This is a genomic window from Streptococcus sp. HMSC072G04 (assembly GCF_001813295.1).
GTDB lineage: Bacteria > Bacillota > Bacilli > Lactobacillales > Streptococcaceae > Streptococcus.
Map to the genome: position 1 here is coordinate 357,999 of NZ_KV812016.1, position 9,693 is coordinate 367,691.

The 9,693-nt window shown below is 36.6% G+C and carries 12 protein-coding genes and 2 pseudogenes; 10 read left to right on the forward strand and 4 right to left on the reverse strand.

Annotated elements, in window-relative coordinates:
• Positions 1-171: 171 nt before the first annotated feature.
• The gene (locus HMPREF2904_RS04390) at positions 172-615 is read left to right on the forward strand and encodes a GNAT family N-acetyltransferase (protein WP_070660368.1); all 444 of its coding nucleotides are present in this window, start codon (positions 172-174) and stop codon (positions 613-615) included.
• Positions 616-850: 235 nt separating this feature from the next.
• On the opposite strand, the gene HMPREF2904_RS04395 is transcribed toward HMPREF2904_RS04390, so the two are convergent.
• Genes HMPREF2904_RS04395 through HMPREF2904_RS04405 form a run of 3 tightly spaced genes read right to left on the reverse strand, consistent with a single transcriptional unit; the run spans position 851 to position 3,194 of the window.
• A complete protein-coding gene (locus HMPREF2904_RS04395) occupies positions 851-1,567 on the reverse strand; it encodes an ABC transporter permease (RefSeq protein ID WP_023917887.1) in 717 nt (238 codons plus the stop codon).
• Positions 1,564-2,379: an ABC transporter ATP-binding protein gene (locus HMPREF2904_RS04400; RefSeq protein ID WP_070660371.1), complete on the reverse strand. Its 816-nt coding sequence runs from the start codon at positions 2,377-2,379 to the stop codon at positions 1,564-1,566. The genes HMPREF2904_RS04395 and HMPREF2904_RS04400 overlap by 4 nt, the downstream gene beginning before the upstream one ends.
• On the reverse strand, positions 2,376-3,194 hold the full coding sequence (locus HMPREF2904_RS04405) for a MerR family transcriptional regulator (RefSeq protein WP_070660375.1): 819 nt from the start codon (positions 3,192-3,194) through the stop codon (positions 2,376-2,378). The genes HMPREF2904_RS04400 and HMPREF2904_RS04405 overlap by 4 nt, the downstream gene beginning before the upstream one ends.
• 341 nt (positions 3,195-3,535) lie before the next feature.
• Here HMPREF2904_RS04405 and HMPREF2904_RS04410 point away from each other — a divergent pair, with 341 nt between their 5' ends.
• The 3 genes from HMPREF2904_RS04410 (at position 3,536) to HMPREF2904_RS04420 (ending at position 5,306) form a co-directional block, all read left to right on the forward strand.
• Positions 3,536-4,102, forward strand: a complete 567-nt coding sequence (locus HMPREF2904_RS04410; RefSeq protein WP_070660439.1) for a hypothetical protein — start codon at positions 3,536-3,538, stop codon at positions 4,100-4,102.
• A 169-nt stretch (positions 4,103-4,271) separates the two neighbouring features.
• Entirely contained in the window at positions 4,272-4,466 is a 195-nt protein-coding gene (locus tag HMPREF2904_RS04415) for a hypothetical protein (RefSeq protein ID WP_083307527.1), read from the forward strand.
• A 33-nt stretch (positions 4,467-4,499) separates the two neighbouring features.
• Complete coding sequence (locus tag HMPREF2904_RS04420) at positions 4,500-5,306, forward strand: hypothetical protein (RefSeq protein ID WP_070660377.1); 807 nt, start codon at positions 4,500-4,502, stop codon at positions 5,304-5,306.
• A gap of 30 nt (positions 5,307-5,336) precedes the next feature.
• Here HMPREF2904_RS04420 and HMPREF2904_RS04425 read toward each other — a convergent pair whose 3' ends face one another.
• Positions 5,337-6,356 carry a hypothetical protein gene (locus HMPREF2904_RS04425; protein ID WP_070660380.1) on the reverse strand — a complete coding sequence of 340 codons (1,020 nt, stop codon included), beginning with the start codon at positions 6,354-6,356 and terminating at the stop codon, positions 5,337-5,339.
• Positions 6,357-6,475: 119 nt separating this feature from the next.
• On the opposite strand from HMPREF2904_RS04425, the gene HMPREF2904_RS04430 reads away from it, so the two are divergent.
• The 6 genes and pseudogenes from HMPREF2904_RS04430 to HMPREF2904_RS11905 form a co-directional block, all read left to right on the forward strand.
• Positions 6,476-6,982 carry a YfbM family protein gene (locus HMPREF2904_RS04430; protein WP_070660383.1) on the forward strand — a complete coding sequence of 169 codons (507 nt, stop codon included), beginning with the start codon at positions 6,476-6,478 and terminating at the stop codon, positions 6,980-6,982.
• 31 nt (positions 6,983-7,013) lie between these two features.
• The gene (locus tag HMPREF2904_RS04435) at positions 7,014-7,865 is read left to right on the forward strand and encodes a CbrC family protein (RefSeq protein WP_070660384.1); all 852 of its coding nucleotides are present in this window, start codon (positions 7,014-7,016) and stop codon (positions 7,863-7,865) included.
• 18 nt (positions 7,866-7,883) lie between these two features.
• Positions 7,884-8,365 (forward strand): annotated as a pseudogene (locus HMPREF2904_RS04440) (hypothetical protein).
• A gap of 17 nt (positions 8,366-8,382) precedes the next feature.
• On the forward strand, positions 8,383-8,937 hold the full coding sequence (locus HMPREF2904_RS04445) for a hypothetical protein (protein WP_070660388.1): 555 nt from the start codon (positions 8,383-8,385) through the stop codon (positions 8,935-8,937).
• 103 nt (positions 8,938-9,040) lie between these two features.
• A complete protein-coding gene (locus tag HMPREF2904_RS04450) occupies positions 9,041-9,451 on the forward strand; it encodes a DUF7668 domain-containing protein (protein ID WP_070660391.1) in 411 nt (136 codons plus the stop codon).
• Positions 9,452-9,463: 12 nt separating this feature from the next.
• Positions 9,464-9,693 (forward strand): annotated as a pseudogene (locus HMPREF2904_RS11905) (hypothetical protein); the annotation flags it as partial.

The window sequence follows — 9,693 nt, forward strand, 5'->3', positions numbered from 1 at the left end:
AATCGCGAGCGAACGATAAGCGTAGAACTATTCTTCCCAGATGCCAGCATCCCCCCTTTCACCTTGTTTCCTCCTAACCCTTATAAAGACAAAGGCAAAAAGATGGCCAATTGGGTGATGGGGAATATTGAAGTATCGGAAGAAACCTCTAGATAGAAATAAGAACAAGTCATGATGAATAGAATAGTAGACGAACAGATCACTCTTATTCCTTATTATAGGAATGATGACATTTCCCTTCTTTGGTATCAAGATAGTGAGGTTTGCAAACAAGTTGATAATACTGATCAGATTTACGATCTAACAAAACTTCATAAAATGTATGATTACCTAACTTCACACGGATCTTGCTATTATATCCAATATGAGGGTGTGTTAGTTGGAGATGTGACACTTCAAGATAACTCAGAACTTTCTATAGTGATCAGCAAAGAGTATCAAAATTTACAGATCGGAAGACGATGTATTTCTAAAATGATACAGCTGGCCAAAGAAAAAGAGATGGTTAAGGTAACTGCTCAAATTTATCCTTTTAATACCCAAAGTCAAAGAATGTTTTTGGCTTTGGGATTTCAGAAAGTAGATGAAAAGTTGTATGAATATACGTTGATATAGAACAGTTGTATATCTCCATATATATTAAGACTGTAATCTACTGTTTATAAAACAATGTTCATGAAAAATAGAGTTAAAGGGTACCTACTGATACATGGACAAGAGGTTTTTTCAGAAATCTAAAAATGAAGAGAACACCAACAGATGATTTTTTGTTGGTGTTCTCTTCATTTGATTTTACGATCTATCTCGCTTTTGCTTTAAAGTAAAAGCTGGCATGGAATTATTCAGGCATCTAGTTAGATTTTTGTTTATTCAACAGGAGGATAGATGATATTATTGCAATGCAAGATACAAGAATCAGATACCAAAGATTTTCAAGACCAAAACCATGATCTAGCATCAAGCGGTATCCCCAAGAAGCGGGGAAAAGACGCCCGATTGCTTGAAGAAAATCAGGCAGTAAGGTGATGGGAAACATGATTCCTGAGAGCATAATTGAGGGTAAAAATACAAGTTGCGCTATCATGGTCAGCTTTGCTTGATTTTTTACAGTAAGGCCCAGTATACTTCCGATACTCAACGATACAAAAATGTAGATGGCAAGCGCGAGAAAGAATAAGGGAAATTGACTTGGTAGACTTGCTTTAAATAAAATTGGAGCAAGTAGTAGGATCACTATGCAAGTCATTATCAAATGAACAAAGGCAGAGAGAACTATGGTCACCAATCCTAAATGAATAGGCACACCATTTGCTTTATAAATCTTTTTTATGTCGCTTCCGTATGTTTCAATCAAGGAAGGCGGTAAACCGAGAAAGGCTCCCATTGAAACACTCATGACAATCATTGACTGTATGAGTGTACTACCCATTTCAGGCATAACGGAAGTAAAAATACCACCCATGAGAAGAAAGAAAATAATCGGTACAATATAGTAAGTAACCAAGAGAGACTTACTTCGTATGTCCAATTTCCACTGTAATGTTAGGCTATATAAAAAACCATTCATTCCAAACCCCTCCTTGCCATTTCAATGAAATGCTGCTCCAGTGTGCCACGATCAACCTTGATATCCAATATCTGGATATTTTTCTGTTTGCATTCTTCCAATAATGAAATTAAGCTATCCTCGATCGTATCTGTTTCAAAAGATTCCTCTCCGTCCCGGGTCTTTAAATGGATGAAATATTTTCTTCCCAACCTGTCTGTCAGTTCTGAAGGAGTACCACAAAAGACAATCTTTCCACTATTCAAAATAGCAATGCGGTCACATAGGGTTTCAACTTCGGCCATATCGTGGCTTGCCAAAACAATTGTCTTGCCCTGTGATTTGAGCTTTCGGATTTCTTCATGGAGGGATAGTCTTCCTTCAACATCAAGTCCCGCTGTCGGTTCATCGAGAAAAATAATATCCGGATTACTGATAAGTGCAAGAGCAAGATGTAATCTTCTTTTTTGACCGGTGGATAATTCTATGTATTGCGACTCCTTCATTTCTTTTATGCCAAGGGCCTTTAGCATAGCATCATTAATGTATGTATGATTCCATTTTGCAAAGAGCTTTATAGCTTCCATCGGTTTGATGTGGATGGGTAGAGAGGAGGACTGTAGTTGAATTCCGGTTTTCCCGTTTACAATTATAGTGCCTTCGTCATATTTTCTCAGGCTTTCGATACATTCAAGCGTGGTTGTTTTACCAGCTCCGTTCACTCCGAGCAGAGCAAAGATTTCTCCTTGTTTGATTTGAAAATCGAGACCTCTAAGAACCATATTGCTACCATAACTTTTCTTTAATCCAGAAACCTCTATTGCGTCTTTCATGGTTCTACCTCCTCAAAGGGATTTGTTCCAAGCCTTGAAAAATAGACTTGTAGGGCGGGTCCTATATAATCATTGACGATTTTTTGCTTTTCTTCCCAAGCATTTGAGGCTGTGTCGATAGTACCAACTTCCATCAACTTCGGAAGCATGCTCATATCACCATTTGTAAACTCCATAATCAAGCTCCAGTATTCTTGCACAACCTGTTGGCTTTGTTCGCTTTCAGCTGGTACGTTTTCTTTCTGAAGCTCCACGATTTGATCACTTAGGCGGTTCAACCTATCCATAAAATCTTGCCCGCTTTTCTTGTCAAATCGACTGCGTATCTGGTCGAGCGTATCATCATCAAAGCGCTTAATGAGAGAGTAGGAGTCATTCTTCATCTGTAGATTGACAATAATGTCTGCATACTTCTTAAAATTGACCGTCTGTATTTGTAAAACTTCTACCTTTAGCTGCTCTATTGCGACCAAAGAATCCTTAAGTTGTTCTATATTTTTACGAAGAACATCTGCCTGCTCTGTAAGAGCATTGGCAACATCATCAGGTGTTTTCAAAGAGATCAAACGCCCCTTTATATCCTTGAGAGAAAAACCTAATGATTTTAAAGACAATATCTGATGGAGTAGCACTATATCTTTATCGGTATAAAGCCTGCGACCTCCCTCACTTTCTGCCGATGGGGAAAGTAGCCCCTCTTTATCGTAATATTGTAGAGTACGGATGGTAACGCCCATTTTCTTAGCAAGCTCCCCAACTGTCATAAATCCTTCCGGAATTGCTCTATATTTAGCCATAATTATTTCCCTCCTCATACCTATTATACATCGTTACGTAAGGTCATGAACAAGGATTTTTAATAAAATTTAAACTGTAAATCTTTTAGCATTAATGAAGAATCTCATAAAAAATATAGACTTGATGAATTGGTGAGCTTGTTTTCTATTTCAAAAGGTTATTTGGTCCAATAATAAATATCTGATATGTGAGTGGAAACGTGTTATAATTGAGGATGAGACAAGAGGAGGTAAGCTGGTGAAATTTTTAGCAATCAATCCTATTTAGTAAAAATAATGCTTGAATCTCTATCCTCACGTGTTGAGTATATTAGTTTGCTAAAAAACTATCTTCTATCTAAATATTGAAAGGATTAATGATGTATCTATTAGAATTTTACCAAAACAATTATTCAAAAGATTTAGTCGTGTTTGATTCTTTAGAAGAGGGAAGAGCCTTTGTAGCGCAAATCCCGGGATATACTTTAGAAAAAGAAGATAGTTTTGATGTGGAGTATTTTAATCCAAAAAATCTACCGGATTATATGGAGATTGTCTTCAATGGAAATATTGTCCCTTTATCTAGATTTTCGTTTAATTCTGAGGAAAATGTGGACATTATTTGGAAAGAAATTTCGAATCTATCCGTTAAAAACGATAAAATGATCGAAGGAGCTACAAAAGTAGATGCATATGTCGTGAATAACGATGAAGTGAAAGCTTATGTCGAAGCACGAGAAGCAAACTTCCGCAAGGCAAAAGTATTCCTAGAAAACAAAGGGTATGAAGTTGACAGAAGCTTTTTCGGAAGTGAAGACGGCGAAGCGATTCTCTACAGAAAAAGCGGCACCGAAGATTGGCACTTCTTATGCCACTTAGACCCGCTGTTTGTAGAGATTGAAGATGTCGAAGAATATGTGAAAGAAGCGATGGAAGATATTCAATAGTCAAACAAAGTTCTTTGTGAGTGTATGCAACTGCTTGAGTAGACGGATTGAGCAGTAAAGAGAAACATCTAGCACTATCTAGCTTCTTAAGGAGAAATATCTATCATGAAAATGGAAATCAGGAAAACCTATCTTGTAAAATAAGATTATCGCATTAATTCCTCAAGATATGATTAAACGGATTCCATTTTTTGTTAGAAAACATGCCATTACACGTACTGTCAAGAGAATTACACTTGAGTATCCAGAATTATACGCCGTTGCTGAACAAGAAGGCCAACTTCCTGAAAAGGAAGCTCAAGAATTACGACAAATTCTTACAGATATTTTCCAAGAAAAAATGAATAAGCATAAGATTAAATAAGCTTTGAGATTTAATAAGATATAGGAGTTGAGTATGGCTATTGATGGCGTTAAAATCATTGACAGTGATCAAGGTTATGACATTTACAATGAAGTAGTCGGTCGCTATAGAGACGGTGAACAGGTGACGAACATTATAAAGGATATCCTCGATGAGGAGAAAGATTACTGCCAAACAGACTTTTTTACAGAAATTTATTGGACAGCTCTTGCGTACTCACTGTGGAAGATTGGTCACCTGACAGATGTTATCAGAGATAAAACCTTGGAGCTTATCAAAAAAGGTCCAGATCCATTTTGGTCGGAAATAGACTCAAAGGCTTTGAAGCAAAGGCAAAAGGTCTTGGAAAAACTTGCTATCCATTTGCAAACTGAAAATTCTAGACCTCTAAAGGTCACTAAAGCCAAAACTAAACGTAAACCATATTTTGAAGAAGGAGATCTCCTTACTGTTAAGTTCCAAGATGAGTATGGTCTTGTCTTTGTATCTATGGTTGAGCAGAGTCCTAGAAAGCTTGAGTATCATTTGGCTTGCACACGCCTCTTACAAACCAAAAAGCCCTCCATCGATGATTTTTTGACCAGTCAAATCTCCTGTAAGATGGACAATACAAAGTTTGCTCTCGTTACAGATTGCTGGTTCAATCACAAAGATTTAGGGCAATTATTAGAAAATATTGAAAAAATTGGACAGGTGAAACTTAGACCTTTTAGTCTTTGGATGCTAGCACCTGCCCAAAATTTAGAAGATATTTATCAAGAAATCACTAGAGATAAAGGTTCCTCTGGCCTTCGATTCATCGAAACCTATAAACTTGTCGAAGATATTTTTCCAGTTTAACGCTTATGTAATAAAAGGGGAAATGGTCAATCATTCCCATTGACTATGCTGGGCCCTGACACCATAACTATCTAGGGAACCATCTGAATTGAACTTGGCTTCAATCCGATATCTTTTCCAGAGGTCGTAATCTGCTGTTTGGATGGTTAGGATAAAGTTGGCATCTGTGTCAGAGACACTATAATCAGCCGGATTTAGTTGAAAGATATCGATTAATTTTCGTGTTTGAAAGTCTTGGAGTTTGAGATTTGCTAACTTGACATGATTGATGAAAATTTTTTCTAGTTGCTTGCTATCCTTAGGTGTTCTGTAATAGGTGATGACGCAGTTTTTGAGTTGATCAGTATCTCTTCCCGTAGGAGTAAGGCTCATAAAGCCACAGGACTGATCATCCCGCTTGACTTCAAGAAGCTGACCGTAGTAGAAGTGGTCGTTTTTGGGATTGGTGATGGAACTCTCTGCGCCTTTATCTCCAAAGGTATAGCCTTGGTCTAAAAGCTCGGAAGCCTTGGTTTCACCGATGATGACAGTGGTATCTTGAATGGTTACTGGAACTGGTTGAGCTGGAAGACCACTCATCATCATGCAGAACATAAAAACATAACTTGTTAAAAAAGCTGTCCCGATAACAGCGTTGGTTGATGCATAGACATGACTGTTATGAAAGTTTTTGCTTATAGCCAGTACAACAAATTTACCAATACTTTTTAAAACCATACTAACAAGTACGATGAAAAATTGTTTTTTCAAACATTCATAAATGGCTTGAGGAAAGCTATTACTATGATAGTAGAGGACAGCCAATACGAGTAGATTTACGATTAAATAGATCAGCAAGAACCAATGAATCTCTTTAAGGGCATTAGCATCAGTGATTTCTTCATAGTCAACGTGAATTCTTCCTTGAACAGCATGGCCAAGTTTGTAAATCCATTTGGGAATGTCTTTGCCTTTTTTAACCGCAACTACAAGTCTGATATAGAGGTAGATAGTAAAGGATAAGGATAGAAAGAAAAGAGCATAAAAACCCAAAACAATACTAGTGAACATTACTATTTCCCTTTATTTAACATTCAATAAAACAATTTCTTAGCTCCATTATAGCATTTTCTATAGAAATAGAGCTAGAAATATCAGTATTATCCTACAAGATTCAAAGGAGAAAAATCATGGGAATGATTGCCAATTATCAATATTTACCAGACAATGAATTAGAACAAATAAAAGCTCTTTCTAACCAAGAAGATGACTTGTTAGACTTTGCTGAGGACTCCGCTGACACTCATGATATCATAATAGATATCGACAAAATGTGGGATGCTCTTCTCTTTGTCATGACAGGATTTAGTAGTTCAGAATTTTTGGATGACAATCCCTTGAGAGAAGCTGTTTTAGGGGTGACTCCTCTAGAGGATGTATCTGAATATATCGCCTATACTGAAAAATCGAGAATTGCGGCTATCAGTCAAGCTTTAGAAGAATTTGATATGGACAAGGCTTTGAAAGACTTTAGTATGGAAGCATGCAAGAAAGCCGACTTGTATCCTGATATTTGGGATTATCTTGAGGAAGAGGAAGAAATCAAGGATGATATTTTAACCTGCTTTGTAAATATGAAAGAGTTTTACAAAAATATTCTGGAACTCAATGGAAATGTCCTAGTCACTATTTGTTAAGGTTTTTATATTCCATTAGAAAGGTAATCCTATGAATCCATTTCTAGAAAAATACATTACATTAAAAAAGCAATACCTGGACCAAGATGGAAAGCCTTCAAGTGTCGCAGCCCTTTATGATTTGGCTGATGAATTAGCTAAGTCTGATGATTTAGAAGCGAAGAAAGTCTTAGTTGACCTCTATGAGCAATTGGGTCTCTACACTAGTGCCTATAGCTTATTTACTGAAATCTTAGATAAACCAGATCGAAAACAGATAAAGAAACTGAGTCGTTTACAAGAAATGAGTCAAAGTCATGGAGATAGATTTGCCCATTCTCGTCCACTAACAAAAGAAGAGACGAAGCAAAGGCAGGACTTGTTAAAAAACTTGCCTCATTTTCTCTATCATCCAGATCCCTTAGCTACAGGTTCATTTGTTGAAGGAGAAGCCAAGCTTTGTCCATCTTGTGGGAAAGAAAGTAATGTTTATTATACCCTTATACCTTATTGTATCGAAGAGATAGAACATCTCTGCCCAACTTGCATTGCAAACGGTCAAGCAGCCAAAAAATTCGATGCAGAATTTATCCAAGATGCCGAGTGGCAGGGTGAATTGGATCCAGAAAAGAATCAGCTGCTTTTTTGTCAGACCCCAGGCTACTCTAGTTGGCAGGGAGAATATTGGCTTTCTTGTTGCCAAGATTATTGTGCTTACCTGGGTACAGTTGGAACTCGAGAATTGAAGGATAAGGGAATCGCTGAGCAAGTCTTGGCAGACTATGAAGCGCGTGAAGAATATAAAGATGTAGAAGATTACTTGGTTAAAGACGGGCCTATCTGTGGTTATTTGTTTAGATGTCTCCATTGTCAAAAATACCAGATCTGGGTTGATGCAGATTAAATCGGAATGTGATTCGCTATGAAAATTAAAGAGAAGACTATGGAAGAACTAGAATTATTCGAAGCCGCCTCCAAAGATTTATTAGATACTATGCAGGGATTTAAAGACAATCTATCTATTCAATTTCCCCTATTAGATAGTGATAACTGGCAGTATGATAAGGGATCGATAAAAGTTTGTAAAGCTGATGAGTTAGGATTCAAAAAAAGATGTAGGGTCGGAATTAGCTACAACTTGAAAGTCTCCCTATTAAACGAAGATGCAGAGCAAATCTGGTTACTGTTTAAAGACTTTTTTTGGTTTGCGAATTTGACCAAATCGAAAGAAATTCCAATAACGAAGATTTGGGAAGATATGATTTTTCAGCAATTTCTCCTCTTGGAGATCAGGTAGATTGTTCGATTTATTTGCCCAATGAGTGGAATATCCCTCAGATTAGCTTTTCAGGCTATCTAACAGCTCGTTATAGGGCTTGTGATCTTGATAAATTGCAAGGATAAGACGGAGGTTTTTAGAGATGAGAAAGATTGATTGGGACAAGATAAAGACTCGCTTAGATGCCTTGCTAGTCATTGACGAATATCTGACAGATCCGAGTGAGGATTGGCTCAGACTCGTGATTAAGACTGAGGAAGACTATGGAGTCCGCTATCTTATTGATAATGGATCTGGTGATTCTTTAGATGTGATTTTGACTGATAAAATGATCCTTATAAAAGGCTTTGATCATGAAAGTAGTTTAAGCCAGTTTGGTGCTGACGAGTGGAATCAAGATATCATCGATAGTTTTTATAAAGGACTGGATGAAAAGTATGTCTCACTTTATTCAGAAGAACAAAAAGATGAAACAACCTTCTTTATCTGGTATGGCGGTCACGCGCATCAACAGACTTACCAAGATCAGGATGGCGGAGAATGGTTGCTATCTTACCTCTTTGATAGCTTTGAGAGATTTCATGAGTTTGTGACTGACTATTATGAAATTACCGTAGATGAAGCCTTGTTAAGTAAACTATACAATCATGGATATCTTTCAGAAGTAGAATTGGAGCAATTAATTCATAATTCCTAGATTAGATAAAAAATCAGTCTTATTCTTATTTGGATAGGCCCTTAAAGCGATGGGATAAGTACATCTCAGTAAACTAATATGTACAGTGAGAAAGGATTTCCCTATGGGATTTTTCGATAGATTTAAAAAGAGAGATGATAGTTATAAAAGAGAAAAAGTTATAGAGGTTATCACAAATATTTTAAAAGATATTCACTTAAAAAATTATGAAGATATAAAGAATTATGTTGACGAATTTGAGATTGACGATTTAAATGAATTCTTTGGATATGTTGAAAAAACACTTGAATTAAATGATTTTGACACGATTGATGAATATGGAGTGGCATGTAATTTCAATCCACCTTATGAGTATTCTCAATTGGAGATTTATGATTATAATGACCATTCTGGGTTTGCCGTTGACTATGAGATGACTTCTAATTCAGAATTAGTGGATATGACCCTTCAATTAGAATTTTTATATACCAAAGATGGCTATAAGGTGAGATTTCTTAATATTGATTCAGATTAGTAAGGAGCCCCCATGTTAAAATCAAATAAGCTGATTATTTTTTTAATTTCTTTCCCTTTTCTGATGGTTATTGTTTTCTATTCTCTTAGTGGGCATCCTGGATATAGTGATGATAGTAATTTCATCAGAAATCATGAGGCTGCTATTAAGAGTGAGATCATCGCACACTTAGCCCAGGAAAAGCAAGACATAAAATCTGTGACGCTCTTACCAAATACTGCTAGAGGAGAGTATGATAATGG

Excerpts from the sequence above, each read along its gene's own strand:
- HMPREF2904_RS04390 (WP_070660368.1), top strand. The coding sequence starts at position 172 with ATGATGAATAGAATAGTAGACGAACAGATCACTCTTATTCCTTATTAT.
- HMPREF2904_RS04395 (WP_023917887.1), bottom strand. The coding sequence starts at position 1,567 with ATGAATGGTTTTTTATATAGCCTAACATTACAGTGGAAATTGGACATA.
- HMPREF2904_RS04400 (WP_070660371.1), bottom strand. The coding sequence starts at position 2,379 with ATGAAAGACGCAATAGAGGTTTCTGGATTAAAGAAAAGTTATGGTAGC.
- HMPREF2904_RS04405 (WP_070660375.1), bottom strand. The coding sequence starts at position 3,194 with ATGAGGAGGGAAATAATTATGGCTAAATATAGAGCAATTCCGGAAGGA.
- HMPREF2904_RS04410 (WP_070660439.1), top strand. The coding sequence starts at position 3,536 with ATGTATCTATTAGAATTTTACCAAAACAATTATTCAAAAGATTTAGTC.
- HMPREF2904_RS04415 (WP_083307527.1), top strand. The coding sequence starts at position 4,272 with ATGATTAAACGGATTCCATTTTTTGTTAGAAAACATGCCATTACACGT.
- HMPREF2904_RS04420 (WP_070660377.1), top strand. The coding sequence starts at position 4,500 with ATGGCTATTGATGGCGTTAAAATCATTGACAGTGATCAAGGTTATGAC.
- HMPREF2904_RS04425 (WP_070660380.1), bottom strand. The coding sequence starts at position 6,356 with ATGTTCACTAGTATTGTTTTGGGTTTTTATGCTCTTTTCTTTCTATCC.
- HMPREF2904_RS04430 (WP_070660383.1), top strand. The coding sequence starts at position 6,476 with ATGGGAATGATTGCCAATTATCAATATTTACCAGACAATGAATTAGAA.
- HMPREF2904_RS04435 (WP_070660384.1), top strand. The coding sequence starts at position 7,014 with ATGAATCCATTTCTAGAAAAATACATTACATTAAAAAAGCAATACCTG.
- HMPREF2904_RS04445 (WP_070660388.1), top strand. The coding sequence starts at position 8,383 with ATGAGAAAGATTGATTGGGACAAGATAAAGACTCGCTTAGATGCCTTG.
- HMPREF2904_RS04450 (WP_070660391.1), top strand. The coding sequence starts at position 9,041 with ATGGGATTTTTCGATAGATTTAAAAAGAGAGATGATAGTTATAAAAGA.